At 44.0% G+C, this 15422-nt stretch carries 16 protein-coding genes; 14 read left to right on the forward strand and 2 right to left on the reverse strand.

Annotated features, from left to right (window positions below):
* Window positions 1–238 precede the first annotated feature (238 nt).
* Entirely contained in the window at window positions 239–808 is a 570-nt protein-coding gene (locus KFE17_01700; GenBank protein ID QUO32496.1) for a xanthine phosphoribosyltransferase, read from the reverse strand.
* A 279-nt stretch (window positions 809–1087) separates the two neighbouring features.
* On the opposite strand from KFE17_01700, the gene KFE17_01705 reads away from it, so the two are divergent.
* From KFE17_01705 to KFE17_01730, 6 genes are read left to right on the forward strand one after another with little or no spacing between them, the layout of a single operon-like run.
* Window positions 1088–1864 carry an FAD binding domain-containing protein gene (locus KFE17_01705; protein QUO32497.1) on the forward strand — a complete coding sequence of 259 codons (777 nt, stop codon included), beginning with the start codon at window positions 1088–1090 and terminating at the stop codon, window positions 1862–1864.
* 10 nt (window positions 1865–1874) lie between these two features.
* A complete protein-coding gene (locus KFE17_01710) occupies window positions 1875–2351 on the forward strand; it encodes a 2Fe-2S iron-sulfur cluster binding domain-containing protein (protein ID QUO32498.1) in 477 nt (158 codons plus the stop codon).
* Window positions 2335–4620, forward strand: a complete 2286-nt coding sequence (locus KFE17_01715; GenBank protein ID QUO32499.1) for a molybdopterin-dependent oxidoreductase — start codon at window positions 2335–2337, stop codon at window positions 4618–4620. Before KFE17_01710 ends, KFE17_01715 begins: the two co-directional genes overlap by 17 nt.
* Window positions 4621–4622: 2 nt before the next feature.
* The gene (gene yqeC, locus KFE17_01720; protein QUO32500.1) at window positions 4623–6041 is read left to right on the forward strand and encodes a putative selenium-dependent hydroxylase accessory protein YqeC; all 1419 of its coding nucleotides are present in this window, start codon (window positions 4623–4625) and stop codon (window positions 6039–6041) included.
* Between the two features lie 6 nt (window positions 6042–6047).
* Window positions 6048–6539, forward strand: a complete 492-nt coding sequence (locus KFE17_01725; GenBank protein QUO32501.1) for a MogA/MoaB family molybdenum cofactor biosynthesis protein — start codon at window positions 6048–6050, stop codon at window positions 6537–6539.
* A gap of 44 nt (window positions 6540–6583) precedes the next feature.
* A complete protein-coding gene (locus tag KFE17_01730; GenBank protein ID QUO33586.1) occupies window positions 6584–7459 on the forward strand; it encodes an XdhC family protein in 876 nt (291 codons plus the stop codon).
* Window positions 7460–7565: 106 nt separating this feature from the next.
* Here KFE17_01730 and KFE17_01735 read toward each other — a convergent pair whose 3' ends face one another.
* Window positions 7566–7943, reverse strand: coding sequence for a RidA family protein (locus tag KFE17_01735; GenBank protein QUO32502.1), 378 nt, complete (start codon window positions 7941–7943; stop codon window positions 7566–7568).
* A 165-nt stretch (window positions 7944–8108) separates the two neighbouring features.
* On the opposite strand from KFE17_01735, the gene KFE17_01740 reads away from it, so the two are divergent.
* Genes KFE17_01740 through KFE17_01775 form a run of 8 tightly spaced genes read left to right on the forward strand, consistent with a single transcriptional unit; the run spans window position 8109 to window position 15419 of the window.
* On the forward strand, window positions 8109–8939 hold the full coding sequence (locus tag KFE17_01740) for an EF2563 family selenium-dependent molybdenum hydroxylase system protein (protein ID QUO32503.1): 831 nt from the start codon (window positions 8109–8111) through the stop codon (window positions 8937–8939).
* Window positions 8924–9460 (forward strand): cyclic pyranopterin monophosphate synthase MoaC, encoded by a 537-nt coding sequence (gene moaC, locus KFE17_01745; GenBank protein QUO32504.1) that lies wholly within the window; start codon window positions 8924–8926, stop codon window positions 9458–9460. The genes KFE17_01740 and moaC overlap by 16 nt, the downstream gene beginning before the upstream one ends.
* Entirely contained in the window at window positions 9432–10400 is a 969-nt protein-coding gene (gene moaA / locus KFE17_01750; GenBank protein QUO32505.1) for a GTP 3',8-cyclase MoaA, read from the forward strand. The genes moaC and moaA overlap by 29 nt, the downstream gene beginning before the upstream one ends.
* A 17-nt stretch (window positions 10401–10417) precedes the next feature.
* Window positions 10418–10855: an MOSC domain-containing protein gene (locus KFE17_01755; protein ID QUO32506.1), complete on the forward strand. Its 438-nt coding sequence runs from the start codon at window positions 10418–10420 to the stop codon at window positions 10853–10855.
* Window positions 10856–11368 (forward strand): bifunctional precorrin-2 dehydrogenase/sirohydrochlorin ferrochelatase, encoded by a 513-nt coding sequence (locus KFE17_01760; protein ID QUO32507.1) that lies wholly within the window; start codon window positions 10856–10858, stop codon window positions 11366–11368. It begins immediately after the preceding gene.
* Entirely contained in the window at window positions 11331–12212 is an 882-nt protein-coding gene (hemC, locus tag KFE17_01765) for a hydroxymethylbilane synthase (protein ID QUO32508.1), read from the forward strand. The genes KFE17_01760 and hemC overlap by 38 nt, the downstream gene beginning before the upstream one ends.
* Window positions 12187–13734: a uroporphyrinogen-III C-methyltransferase gene (gene cobA, locus KFE17_01770; GenBank protein QUO32509.1), complete on the forward strand. Its 1548-nt coding sequence runs from the start codon at window positions 12187–12189 to the stop codon at window positions 13732–13734. The genes hemC and cobA overlap by 26 nt, the downstream gene beginning before the upstream one ends.
* Window positions 13716–15419 carry a hypothetical protein gene (locus tag KFE17_01775; GenBank protein ID QUO32510.1) on the forward strand — a complete coding sequence of 568 codons (1704 nt, stop codon included), beginning with the start codon at window positions 13716–13718 and terminating at the stop codon, window positions 15417–15419. The genes cobA and KFE17_01775 overlap by 19 nt, the downstream gene beginning before the upstream one ends.
* The last annotated feature ends 3 nt before the right edge of the window (window positions 15420–15422 follow it).

Consider the following 15422-nt stretch of genomic DNA (forward strand, 5'->3'; position numbering starts at 1 on the left):
TGTAAATGCAGAATAGATTTACACAGGATATAACATATCCATGCCTAAAGTATAAAAAAATCTGTTGGAAAATGTCAATGAATCGGAAAGAAACAGATTATGATAAATAGTTATAAATATTAATAAGCGGCACTCATAAAAGCGCCGCCTCACTGTGTTTTGATAAAAATACAGAAAAAACATCTAAAAGATGCTTCCTATTATTTAGAGATTAGAGATGACAGGTCATTTGCAAAATTTAGCGAAAAATCAAACTATCATCGGTCATGGAATCTACGATCGCCAGTGATTCTACCCGGACGCCCTGTTCACGCACTTTGTCTCCGCCTTTTTGAAATCCTTTTTCAATAACGATTCCCGCACCTTCAATAGAAGCGCCGGCTTCTTTCACAAGTTCAATGAGCCCAAGCAGTGCACAACCATTTGCAAGGAAATCATCGATGATCAAAACATGGTCATCTTCGTTGAGAAATTTTTTAGAAAGAATCACATCATAGACACGTTTGTGTGTGAATGATTCTACTTTGCTGTGATATACTTCACCGTCAATATTGATGCTCTGTGTCTTTTTGGCGAAAATCACAGGTACATGGAAATACTGGGCAGCAATGCAGGCGATTCCGATACCGGATGCTTCAATAGTCAGAATCTTTGTGATCTTATCACTTGGGAAACGGCGGCGAAATTCCTTGCCGATCTCATTGATCAGATCAATGTCCATCTGATGATTTAAAAAACTGTCCACTTTCAGGACATTTCCAGGCTTGATGACGCCATCTTTTAAAATACGTTCTTTTAAGAGCTGCATAGTTACTATATCCCTTCTGAAATCTAAAATGTTAAAATTAAATTTACTTTACATAATACGCTATCAGTTTTCGATTTTCAATCTTTTTTTTCATAGTTTGACAAAATATATGATAATCTGACAGAGAGAACTTGACTTTTTTCGGGAATTTTGATTTCAGGGATAAATATATTGTAGACAGAAAGAGAATATGGTATTATGGATTAAGGTATGGGCTGATTTATTTTACGAGAATAAATGGCCTTTTTGTACGATGTGAGGAGAACAAGGAGGAATATCTTGATTACTATTCAGAATTATGTAAAAGCAACGAGCCTTGAAGAGGCATATGAATTGAATCAGAAACGATCCTGCCGGATTCTTGGCGGAATGATGTGGATGCGTCTTGGAACTGCCAATGTGCAGACGGTTGTAGATTTGTCCGGGCTGGGGCTGGATCAAATAGAAGAAACAGAAGAAGAATTTTCCATTGGATGTATGGTAAGCCTGCGGGAAATGGAAATTCATCAGGGACTGAATAAATATTTTCACGGTGCGATTGCTGATTGCGTGAAAGACATTATCGGAGTTCAATTCCGAAATCAGGCAACGATAGGTGGTTCTGTATTTGGAAGATTTGGTTTTTCAGATGTCCTGACATGCCTTCTGGCGCTGGATACTTCTGTGGAACTTTATAAGGGCGGTTTAGTTCCGCTTGCGGAATTTATTAAAATGAAACGGGACAACGATATTTTAGTGCGGATCCGGATTCGAAAAGATGGAAGAAGCATCTGTTATTTAGCGGAACGGATCGCAAAAACAGATTTTCCGGTAATTGCAGCAGCTGCAGCTGTGAAAGGAAATCAAGTTTTTGTTTCGATTGGTGCAAGACCGATGAAGGCAGCGCTGTTTCAGACAGAACTTGCTGAATATACGGAAGAAGCGATCCGTGGCTGTGCAAAAGCGGCCGCTCAGTCTATGACATATGGAAGTAATATGCGCGGCAGTGAAACATATCGCCGTCATCTGGCAGAAGTCTGTGTAAGAAGAGCTTTGGAAAAAGCGGCAGAACAATAGGAGGAGAATGATGGAACTGCATTTTATTTTAAACGGAAAACCGGTAGAGGCGCTGATCAAAGCAGATACAATCCTTCTTGATCTTTTGCGTGATATGGGATGCTACAGCGTGAAGCGTGGTTGTGATACAACCGGCTGTGGTCTCTGTACAGTACTGTTGGAAGAAAAACCGATTTTATCCTGTGCGATGCTGGCGGCGCGAGTAGAGGGGAAACATGTCGTAACGCTGGAAGGAATGAAAGAAGAGGCAGAGCGTTTCGGGAAGTTTTTGGCAGCGGAAGGTGCCGAACAGTGCGGTTATTGTACGCCGGGAATGATTATGAATATATTTGCTATGGAGCGCGAACTTGTGCATCCGACAGAGGAGGAAATCAAAGCGTATCTGGCAGGAAATCTCTGTCGCTGCAGTGGATATATGGGGCAGCTTCGGGCAATTACAAAATACTTAAACAGAGAGGAGGTTTCTGCAGATGAAAGTGGTAAATAAAGCGATTCCGAAAGTAGATGCGAAGGCCATTGTAACAGGAAAGCCGATCTATACAGATGATCTGGCGCCAAAAGACTGCCTTGTGATCAAATTACTGCGAAGTCCTCATGCACATGCAGTAATTCGTTCAATTGATACATCAAGAGCGGAGTGTGTTCCGGGAATTGAAAAGATTTTTACCTATCAGGATTGTCCGGGAACGCGATTTACTTTAGCAGGTCAGACGTATCCGGAACCAAGTCCCCATGACCGTTTGATTCTGGATCGCCATGTGCGGTTTGTCGGAGATCCGGTGGCGATTATTGCAGGAAAGGATGAGGCCTGCATAAAGAAAGCAATGCGGCTGATAAAAGTGGAGTATGATCTGTTGGAACCAATTCTTGATTTCCATGAAGCGAAAGATCATCCGGTGCTGATTCATCCGGAGGAAAACTGGGAAGCGCTTTGTCCGGTAGGTGCAGACAATAAAAGAAATCTTTGCGCGCATGAGGAATGTGGCGACGGAGATGTGGAACAGGTGTTATCAGAATGTGACTATGTAGTCGATGAAGTTTATCACACAAAAGCCAATCAGCAGGCGATGATGGAGAACTTTTGCGCCTACTCCTATATGGACACTTATGAGAGACTGACGGTCGTATCTTCTACGCAGGTACCTTTTCATGTGCGAAGAATTCTTGGAATTGCACTGGAGATTCCAAAGTCTAAAGTGCGGATTGTAAAACCTCGTATCGGCGGAGGATTTGGAGCAAAACAGACGGCAGTTATGGAGATTTATCCTGCATTTGTTACATGGATGACAGGGAAACCATCGAAACTCGTATTTACAAGAGAAGAATCTATGACGGCGTCTTCTCCGCGGCATGAGATGGAGATGCATGTACGGGTTGGAGCAGACAGGAATGGCCGTATTCGTGCGATTGATCTGTATACACTGTCAAATACAGGCGCATATGGAGAACATGGTCCGACAACAGTAGGATTATCAGGACACAAATCCATTCCATTATACGGTAAGCTGGATGCGTTCCGCTTCAATTATGATGTTGTATATACAAATGTTATGTCAGCAGGGGCCTATCGTGGATACGGGGCAACGCAGGGGATTTTTGCAGTAGAATCTGCAGTGAATGAGCTGGCAGAAAAAATGGGTGTGGATCCGGTAAAACTTCGAGAAGAAAATATGGTCCGGGAAGGACAGATTATGCCTGCTTATTATGGAGAGCGGACAGATAGCTGTGCGCTTGACCGCTGTATGGAACGGGCGAAAGAAATGATTGGCTGGAATGATAAATATCCGTATCGCGATATGGGAAATGGAAAAGTACGCGGCGTCGGTGTGGCAATGGCAATGCAGGGGTCTGGTATTTCAAATGTAGATACCGGTTCTGTAACGCTGAAAGTGAATGATGATGGCTTCTACAGCCTGATGATCGGGGCAACGGATATGGGAACCGGATGTGATACCATTCTGGCTCAGATGGCATCTGACTGTATGGACTGTGATATGGATAATATTATCGTATCAGGAGTTGATACAGATGTGTCACCGTATGACTGTGGTTCTTATGCTTCCAGTACAACCTATGTGACAGGAATGGCAGTTATGAAAGCGAGTACAGAACTTCGGGAGCGGATCACAAGACGCGGTGCAAAGATGCTTCAGTGCGCCCAGGAAGAAGTGGAATTTAATGGAGCGTCTGTTGTATGTTTAAAAACAGGAGAGCAGGTTACTTTGAAAGAACTGGCAAATGCATCTCTCTGTGCGAATGATGAAGCGCTTGAAGTAACAGCAGCCCATTATTCTCCGACGTCACCGCCGCCATTTATGGTTGGTATGGCAGAAGTCGAAGTAGACATGGAGACAGGAAAAGTAACACCGGTTGATTATGTGGCAGTAGTAGACTGCGGAACCGTTATTAATCCGTCTCTTGCGCGCGTGCAGACGGAAGGCGGGATTGCTCAGGGAATCGGTATGGCTCTTTATGAAGATGTTGTATATAATGCAAAAGGAAAAGATCTTAGCAATTCCTTTATGCAGTACAGGATTCCGACAAGGCTGGATGTAGGAGAAATCCGTGTTGATTTTGAGAGCAGTTATGAGCCAAGCGGTCCGTTTGGAGCAAAGTCTATTGGTGAGATTGTAATCAATACGCCGTCTCCGGCGATTGCAAGTGCCATCAGCCATGCGACAGGAGGACATTTCCGGGAACTTCCGATTACACCGGAGAAAGTATACTGCGCGATGCAGAAAGAGAAAGCACAGTAAAAATGAACGGAAAGATACATGTGATTCTGCTGGCAGCAGGAAACAGCATAAGATTCGGCAGCAACAAACTGCTGTATAAAATAGATGGGAAACCGCTCTATCAGTTTCTTCCTGATACATTAAAGGAAGTGCAAAGCTGTGATGGAGTACACTGTATTGTAAGTCAATATAAAGAAATTCTTGAACAGATGGCAGAGCGCGGGTACCACTGTGTAAAAAATAACAAGCCGGAAGATGGGATTGCCCATTCTATCCGGCTTGGAATCGAATATCTGGAAGAAATCGGTGTTCTTATGAAAGAAGATGCGATTTTATTTGGCGTCTGTGATCAGCCTTATGTGCTGGCGGAAACGATCGAAGGATTGCTGGAATCTTACCGGGAAAGTAAAAAGGGACTGGGATGTCTCTGCAAAGACGGAAGACTTGGGAATCCGGCTGTATTTGGAGCAGCCTATGCGAATGAATTGAAGGCGTTGACAAAGGATCAGGGAGGCAAGAAGGTCATTCGCAGACATTTAGAGGATCTCTGCCGGTGGGAAGCGGCTTCTGCACTGGAGCTGGAAGATATTGATTGCAAAGAAGCGTTGAATCTGGTTCCAAATATAAGGAAAGGGCAGAAAAAAGATCTGTATTTCCGCATCCCGGAATCATTGGATACACTTTGGAAAAACAAAAGAATGTCACAGCAGCGCACGCCGTTTTATGGTTATAGAAAACGCGGCGGTATGAAAGAATTTCTGCAGTATACCGGATTGTCAGAAGTTACAAAAGCAACCGTTGCGCTTGTCGGTGCAGGGGGGAAAACAACGTTTGCTTATAGACTGGCGGAAGCATTTCGATCAGAGGGAAAGCCGGTACTTGTCAGCACAACAACCCACATGAGAGAGACAAAAGAACACTGCTTTATATGGCGGGAAGAGCTATCAGCAGAGGTTCAGTTAAAAAGTTTGAAAGAATGTATAAGAACTCCGGAAGTTTGGACAGCAGGGAGAAAGGCAGAAGGCGGAAAGATTAAAAGTCTGCCGGAAGAGGTGTTGGAAGAACTTAGGAAATGGGAGATGATTCTCATTTTGGAGGCAGACGGAGCAAAAGAACGTCTTGTGAAGATGCCGGCAGAACATGAACCGGTGATTCCAAAGGGAACAGACTTGGTAGTTGGACTGACGAGCCAGATGGCGATTGGACAGAAAGTAGGAACAGCCCACCGACCGGAACTTGTGAAAGCATTTCTGGGAAAAACGGAAGAAGAACTTCTGACAGAAGACGACTTGTTTTTGATTATGACAAGTAGCAAAGGACTTAAGAAAAATGTATCCGGTATGTTTCTTCCGGTATTGAATCGGTGTCCAAAAGATTGGTGTCCGAAAGAGAAACAAAACTGGGCAGAGCAGGGAATCATTTTGTGTGAAGAAATGGAGTGAAGGGGTATGCGAGCAGCGATTATTACAGCGAGTACGAAGGGATATCAGAATCTCCGGGAAGATTTAAGTGGTCCGGAGATTGAAAAATTATTGGTGGAAGCTGGGTTTCAGGTAGTTTCTGCAAAGATTTTACCGGATGACAGAAATCTGCTGGGAGAAGAAATGCGCCGAATCGCGGATGAAGGATTGGCGGAATTACTTCTGACAACGGGAGGAACCGGATTTGCGCCAAGTGATGTAACGCCGGAGGCGACAGAAGATGTGGCAGAGAAGCTGGTTCCGGGGATTCCGGAGGCAATGCGTTATTACAGTATGCAGTTTACAAAACGGGCTATGTTAAGCAGAGCGCAGGCGGGAATTCGCAAACAGACATTGATTATTAACCTTCCGGGCAGTCCGAAAGCTGTCAGGGAGTGCTTAGAGTATATTTTACCGGAACTTACCCATGGAATTCAGATTATGACAGGAGAGACAGGAGAATGTGCGAGAACAAATTAACGATTTCGGAAGAAACCAAAATCCGGGAAAATGATTACCGGAAGATGGCAGCATATCTTCAGGAACATTGCTGCGTGTGCAGGCAGGTACAGTTACCGGATAAGACAAGTTATCGCGAGACACTCCGCAATGCACCGGTGCTTGTGATTCTTGGAGGAGGACATATCTCGCTTTTCCTTGCCAGACTTGGGAAACTGATCGGCTACCGGATCATTGTAGTAGATGACCGACCGGATTTTGCATCTCGGGAACGGTTTCCGGAAGCAGATCAGTTGATTTGTTTACCGTTTCTGCAAGTATTTGAAAAAGAATTATTGCCGGAGTATGCTTCGTATGTAATTGTCACAAGAGGGCATGAAAACGATTATGTATGCCTGCGCGAAGTGCTGTACAGGACCTATTCCTATGTGGGAATGATCGGGAGCCGCAGTAAAGTAGCATTTACGAGAAATCGGTTGTTAGAAGATGGATTTACAGAGGAAATATTAAGTGAAATACATGCTCCGATCGGGTTGGACATTGGAGCTCAGACACCGGAAGAAATTGCGGTAAGTATTGCTGCGGAACTAATTCAGGAACGGGCCGGTGTTCAGCAGGCGATGATTGTGCCGGAAATATTAGAATGGTTAAAAACAAAAAAAGAAGCAATGATGATGGTAACATTAATTGAGAAAAAAGGTTCTGCACCGCGAGGAGTTGGCTCAAGGCTGCTTGTCTGTCAGGATGGAAGCTGTGCTGGAACAATTGGCGGGGGTGCGGTAGAATATTTGGCACAGAAACATGCGAGGAAGCTTTTGGAAGAAAAGAAAGAAATAGATCTGAAGCATTATGATCTTTCTTCTCAGGCAGCAGAAGCCGGAATGGTCTGCGGCGGAAATGTCCGTGTATTATTTGAACGTGTAGAGGCTGTGCACGATTAAAGTAACAAAGATAGATTAAAATTTATTCTTTAACTTTATCAGAGCAAAGAAAAGTACTGTGAACCGGAAGGGAACACAGTACTTTTTTAATACGTTCAGAATAATGCTATGCTAAAGCCACAATAACTTCTACTTCGCAGAGAACATTCTTTGGAAGTGTTTTTACAGCAACACAAGAACGAGCCGGTTTGCCTGTGAAGTATTTGCCGTAAATTTCGTTAAATGCTGCAAAATCACCCATATCAGCGAGGAAACAAGTTGTTTTCATAACATCTGTGAATTTTGCGCCTGCTTCTTCAAGAACTGCTTCGATATTTTTCATGACCTGTTCAGCCTGCTCTTCGATCGTTGTACCGGCAATTTCGCCTGTAGCCGGATCAATCGGAATCTGTCCGGAAGAAATCATAAGGTTTCCGAATACCATTGCCTGAGAATATGGTCCGATTGCTGCCGGAGCTTTGTCTGTACTGATTACTTTTAACATGATAAAAATCCTCCTTTAATCTTGTTCATCTTAGTTATCATGATAACACTTTTGAGAGAATTTCTCAATAAAAAATATTCAGAATATGAATTTTTTCTTATCGAATGACTTTTTTATCGCGGCATGCTATAATCGAAACAAATGTGTGAAAGGGAAGAAAAGGAAATGAGGATATTGATAAAAGGTGCGGGAGATCTTGCAAGTGGAATTGCAGTCCGATTGTTTTCGTGCGGATTTCAAGTAATTATGACAGAGCTTCCGAAGCCGACCGCCGTCCGGTATCAGGCGGCGTTTTCAAGAGCAGTATATGAGGAAGACAAAACGGCAGTCTTAGAAGGGATTACGGCCAGAGTAGTTTCCGGAAGAGAAGCGGTAGAAGAGACAGTTAGCCTGGGGGAGATTCCGGTGGTCATTGATCCGGAAGCAAAACTTGTGGAAAAGTTTCGTCCGGACGTAATTGTAGATGCGATTCTTGCCAAAAAAAACCTTGGTACTTGTATCACAGATGCGCCGATCGTAATCGGAGTTGGACCGGGATTTACTGCAGGCGATGATTGTCATTATGTGGTGGAAACAAAACGGGGGCATGATCTTGGGCGAGTCATTGCAAAAGGAAGCGCCCTTCCCAATACCGGTATTCCCGGAGAAGTGAGAGGCTATGCAAAAGAACGTCTGATCAGGGCAGAAGTAAACGGTATTTTCTATCCGAAGATGCACATTGGAGATCTTGTCAAAAAAGGCGATGTGGTGGCAATGGCAGGAGGAGTGCCTATTCAGGCAAAGATGAGTGGGATGATAAGAGGAATGCTTCCGGATTGTGGTATGTATGTAAAAAGAGGAATGAAATGTGGAGATATAGACGCCGGATGTACACTTCGACACTGTTATACGGTATCCGATAAAGCGAGAGCCGTCGGCGGAGGGGTGTTGGAAGCAATTTTGAGAGGACAATTTGAGCAAAACAGAGAAAGGAAAGACAGATGGAAGGAAGACTGACACATTTTGATCAGAAAGGGAATGCTGTTATGGTAGATGTAGGCGGGAAAGACATTACCGAACGAACAGCGACGGCATCGGGAGAAATCCATGTAAGTCAGGAGATTATTGCTGCAATACAAGGTGGAACATCGAAAAAAGGAGATGTACTTGGAGTTGCCAGGGTTGCCGGAATTATGGCAGTAAAACGGACGTCAGAATTAATTCCGATGTGTCATACACTGTTGATTGATAAGAGCAAGGTGGATTTTGAAGTAGAGGAAACAAGAGGAGTCATCAGAGCTGTCTGTACTGTGAAAATGCATGGCAGAACAGGTGTAGAGATGGAAGCGTTGACAGGAGTCAGCGTAGCGCTTTTAACAATTTATGATATGTGTAAAGCCATTGATAAGGCAATGGTAATTTCTGAGATCCATCTTGAAACAAAAACCGGAGGAAAGAGCGGAGATTTTATATTTCCGGGAACAGGAGAAGCTGGAAAGGAAGACATAGATGAAGGATCAGCACGGGAGAACAATTGATTATCTTAGAATTTCAGTGACGGACAGGTGTAATCTGCGCTGTACATATTGTATGCCGGAAAGCGGAATTTGTTGGACGCCCCATGAAGAGATTTTAAGTTATGAGGAGATCATCCGGATTGTAAGACAGGCGGCTGTTCTTGGAATCTGTCACATTAAGATTACAGGGGGAGAACCTCTTGTGAGGGAAGATGTGGCAGGACTGATAAAAGAACTGAAAAAGCTTCCGGGGATTCAGACAGTTACATTGACAACGAACGGTATTTTGCTTCCGCGTTATATAAATGATTTGGCAGAAGCAGGAATAGATGGAATCAATATCAGTCTTGATACACTTGACGGGGAAGCTTACCACCGTATTACACGCGTTGGGCATGTGGAAGATGTACTCAGAGGAATTGAAACTGTTCTTGCATATCCAAACATTTCTGTTAAAATAAATAGTGTATTGGAAGAAACGAACTGGCAGCATACGGCAGTAGCGTTAGCAGGAATTGCGAAACGGGCGCCGGTGCATGTCAGATTTATTGAGAGGATGCCGTTGTCGGTCAATGAAATCTGCAAGGAAAGTCAGCAGCAGATGGTTGCATCGGTACTGGAGCAGGCTTATGGCAAGATGGAACGATATGAAAAGACGCTTGGCTATGGACCGGGAGTGTATTATAGCTTTGCCGGGTTTTGCGGCAAGATAGGCTTTATCAGCGCTGTCAGCCACAAGTTCTGTGACAGATGCAATCGTATTCGTCTGACTTCGGAAGGGAAACTAAGACTTTGCCTTCAGTCGCAGAATGGAATGGACCTAAAGGCGCATCTGAGAAAAGGGTGTACTGACGAAGAACTTTTGGAACTTCTTATAGAAGGAATCCGACAGAAACCGAAGGAACATCATTTTCAAGAAGAGAATATTCAATCAGCTGCTATGGCAAAGATTGGCGGCTAGAGAAATGGAGTATAGAAATGGGAATCGTAAAAGCAGTTTGTATCAGTAAAGAAAAAGGGACACAAAAGCAGGATCAAAAGACAGCAGAATTTCTTGAGGACTGGGGAATAAAAGGAGATGCTCATGCAGGAAAATGGCATCGCCAGGTGAGTTTATTATCCTATGAAAAGATAGAAGAATTCCGAAAGAAAGGTGCGGAAGTTGCGTTTGGTGCATTTGGAGAAAACATTGTTGTGGAAGGGTATGATTTTAAAAATCTTCCGATCGGAAGCCGGTTTCAATGCAACGAGGTTCTTCTTGAGATGACTCAGATCGGGAAAGAATGTCACCATGGCTGCGAGATTTTTCAGAAAATGGGAGACTGTATTATGCCAAGAGAAGGTGTATTTTGTGTTGTACTCCACGGAGGAATCATTTCTGCAGGTGACAGTTTTACACTTGTGGAGGGAGAATAGATGCAGGAAACACCGTATTTTCCGCTGTTTATAAATCTTGAGGGAAAGAAAATTGTAGTGTTCGGTGCCGGGAAGATTGCGCTTCGCAGGGTTCGGACATTACAATTTTTTCATACAGAAATAACTGTGATCACAAGAGAAATTCCGACTGATCTTCTGGAAGCGTGGGAGATGCTGTGCCATAATGGGAATCTTCAGATTCGAAAGAAAGCTTTTGAAGAGGAAGATCTGGCGGAGAACTGGTTTTTTGTATTGGCAGCAACGGGTGATTCGGAAGTGAATGAGCAGATTGCGCGTCTTTGCAAGAGGAGAAATGTGCCAGTCAATAATGCATCGAATGCATCTATGTGTGATTTTTATTTTCCGGCAATAGCATCTTCAGAAGAAGTGGTAGTAGGAATAACCGGAAATGGGAAAAATCATAGAGATGTGGCTGAAAAAGCGGCAATGATACGAAAATGTTTGGAGAAAGCAGATGAAAAAAATAATCAGGATCGGCAGCAGAGAGAGTAAACTGGCTGTCGCACAATCAGAAATCGTTATACAGCAATTAAAGCGCTGCTATCCGGAGTATGTCTATGAACTGGTGACGATGAAAACAACCGGAGATATCATATTACATAAGACGCTGGATAAGGTGGGAGGAAAGGGACTTTTTGTAAAAGAACTGGATCGGGCGCTCCTTTCCGGAGAAGTAGATCTGACGGTTCACAGTCTGAAGGATATGCCGATGGAAATACCGGAAGAACTTCCTCTTCTTGCATATTTGGATCGGCAGGATCCGAGAGATGCCCTTGTCCTGCCGGAAGGAACAGACCAGTGGGATCAGTCGCTTCCGGTAGGGTGCAGCAGCCTGCGGCGTAAACTGCTTTTAGAGCAGCTTTTCCCGGGGATTACGGTGCAGTGGATTCGGGGCAATGTACAGACACGGCTTGCAAAGCTTGAAAGTGGTGAGTACGGCGCTCTTGTTCTTGCGGCGGCAGGGTTGAAACGGCTTGGACTGGAGAAACGGATTGCAAAATACTTTTCTGTGGAAGAGCTGATCCCGGCAGCGGGACAGGGCATTTTAGCAGTACAAGGAAGAGAAGAGATGCAGGAGTTTACGAGCTGTCTATGGGATGAAAGACTGGCTCGGATCGCAGAAAGTGAGAGAGCTTTCGTAAGAACACTGGATGGAGGGTGTTCTTCTCCTGTGGCAGCCTATGCGAAAGAAAGCGGGCAGGGAATTTGTCTTACAGGTCTATATGCAGAACAAGGTGCGAACGAATACCGGATTGGAAAAATTTATGGAAGTTATGAGGATGCAGAAAAGATAGGAGTCGAACTTGCAGATGAATTGCGAAACAAAAAAAGATAGACAGCAGGGAAAGGTATGGCTTGTAGGAGCCGGTCCTTCCGATGTGGAATTGATTACAGTAAAGGGAAAACGCCTTCTGGAAGAAGCAGATGTGATTGTATTTGACCGGCTTGTTGGGCAGGGAATTCTAATGTACGGAAGAAAAGATGCAGAATATATTGATGTGGGCAAACGTTCCGGACATCATCCGATTCCTCAGGAGGAGATTAATGAGATTTTATTGCGGGAGGCAAAATCAGGAAAAAAGGTAGTACGATTAAAAGGTGGGGATCCGTTTGTATTTGGACGAGGGGCAGAAGAGATAGAGTTGCTTTTGAAAGAAGGGGTTCCATATGAGATCGTTCCGGGAATTACATCAGCGATTTCTGTTGCAGCGTATGCAGGGATCCCTGTTACACATAGAAATATGGCGTCCTCTCTTCATATTGTAACGGCACATAAAAAGGCAGGAGGAATTGCAGAAAAGGAATTTGAATCGCTTGTAACTATGGGAGGAACGCTTGTGTTTTTAATGGGTGTGACTTCACTTCCGGAAGTGACAGAAGGACTTCTGAAAGCGGGGATGAATCCGAATACACCATCAGCAGTGCTAGAGAAGGGAACAACGGCAGCTCAGCGCAAAGTGTGTGCGCCGCTTTCTAAACTTGCAGGACGGGCAAAAGAAGAACAGATTACCTCCCCGGCAATCATTCTTGTGGGAGATGTGTGCGGCTTGTCAGAAATGTCCTGGTATGAGAAACGTCCTCTGTCCGGAATGCGGATTATTGTGACAAGACCAAGAGAAAGGCAGGGAAGGCTTTCTCAGATGCTAAGAGAAGAGGGAGCTGAGGTGTTTGAATTTCCTGCTATAGCAGTGCGTCCGGCCCAAAATACTGAGGTGCTTGAAAAAGCGCTTGCGGAAATAGATACCTATCGGTGGCTTGTACTGACAAGTCCGAGCGGAGCAGAGCAGTGGATGAAGTTTCTGAGAGAACAAAGAATCGATATGAGAACATTATCTCATTTAAAACTGGCATGTATCGGAACAGGAACAGCCAGTATCATGGAAACACATGGATGGTATGCGGATCTCATTCCGGATAGATACGATGGAGTTCATCTTGGCCGGCTTCTGGCAGAAAAGGTAAAAGCCGGGGAAAAAGTGCTGATTGCACGGGCGGCGCAGGGAAATCCTCAGCTTTTAGAGGAACTGATGCGCGCAGAACAGGTGCAGATTACAGATGCGCCGCTCTACGAGATTGAAGAAGAGCGTTATGCATATATTGATCTTCGGCGAGAATTTTCCTACGAAAGAACCTATGCGATGTTTACAAGCGCTTCTACTGTCCGGGGATTTGTCAATGCAGCAGAGGGGATAGAACTCGGACAGGTGCATGCATTTTGCATAGGGAAGCAGACAGAAAAAGCAGCCAGAGCATTTGGCATGAAAACATTGACTGCAAAGGAGGCAACATTGGAATCACTTATCGCATTAGCGAAAAGTGTACAAAAAGGAGAGAACCTATGGGAACAGACATTTTAATTACAGGAAGTGTGCTTGCCGTTCTTCTGATTCTTTACAGTGTTATGTCGGCGAGTCGCCGTGCCAATCTCCTGAATCGCAGAAGAAAGATTGAGCGGGAGTGGGGAAATGTTCCGGACAGGGAATATATCAGCGGAGAATTAGAAAATATTGCACACTATTATCAGAATAAACTAAAACGCCAAGAAGAAAAAAGTCATGTGATTGATGATATTACCTGGAATGATTTGGATATGGATCGAGTGTTCTGTATGCTGAACCGTACATATTCTTCTGTCGGACAGGAATATCTTTATTATATGTTAAGAACACCGGAAATGTCGGAAGAAAACATGCAGGAAAGAGAACGGCTGATCAGGCATTTTGCAGAAGCAAAAACGGTCCGCACGGAATTACAGATGCAGTATTTTGAAATTGGCCGAACGAAGAAGGTATCTATCTGTGATTATATCCAGACATTGGAGTCGCTGAAGCCAAAAAGCAATATGCCGCATTATCTGTCCATTTTTATTTTTCTGCTCTGTGCAGTTGGATGCTTTCTGAATCCAGCGGTAGGATTTCTCATATTGCTTGCAGATATAGGAGTTAATATCCGGGTTTATTATAAACAGCGGGGAGAAATCGAACCATACATCGTGACATTTGTCCATTTGATCCGGATGCTGAAGGCAGGAGAGAAGATTAGCCGTATAGAAGATACTGAAATTTCTTCATACATAAATGAAATCAGAGAAATCCGAAAAAGTTTCGGGGCGTTTCAGAAAAAATCAGGATGGATTGCAGGCGGAGACAAAATGTCAGGATCAGCGCTTGATGTGTTTGCAGATTATATTCGTATGTTGTTTCATATTGATTTGATTGTATTCAATCAGATGCTGGGAGAGGTGCAGAAGAAAAGCCGGGAAATCTACAGGTTGATGGATCTTCTCGGAATGTTGGAAGCACATATTGCAATCGCTTCTTATCGGGAAAGTCTTCCGTTTTATGTACTGCCGGAATTTCTGAAGGATCAGGGAACAGAACTGGAAGCAGAAGATGTGTATCATCCAATGATCCGGGATCCGGTAGCGAATACAATCCGTACGAAGAAAGGGGTACTGATTACAGGTTCAAATGCTTCAGGAAAATCCACATTTTTAAAAACCATTGCGATCAACGGAATCCTGGCACAGACAATCCATACCTGCCTTGCACATACCTATCGGACAAATTTCTTTCGCGTGTACTCTTCAATGGCGCTGCGGGACGATCTTGACAGTCAGGAAAGTTATTATATTGTAGAAATCAAGTCATTAAAGAGAATTCTAAATGAGACAAATGGGGAAGTGCCGGTACTTTGTTTTATTGATGAGGTACTTCGAGGAACGAATACCGTAGAGCGTATTGCAGCATCTGCACAGATCTTAAAGAGTCTGGCAGGAAATAATGTACTTTGCTTTGCGGCAACACACGATATCGAGTTGACGCAAATGTTGGAAGCCGATTATGATAATTATCATTTTCAGGAAGAGATCGTGGAAAATGATATTCTCTTTGACTATATTTTATATCCGGGACGTGCGACTTCAAGAAATGCAATTCGTCTGCTTGGCATGATCGGATATGACGAAGAGATTATCCGCAGAGCAGATGCAACCGCAGAGGAATTTTTAAAGAGTGGGGAATGGATTCTTGCAGAATCGTAGTGA

The organism is Faecalicatena sp. Marseille-Q4148, from assembly GCA_018228665.1.
Taxonomy (GTDB): domain Bacteria; phylum Bacillota; class Clostridia; order Lachnospirales; family Lachnospiraceae; genus UBA9414.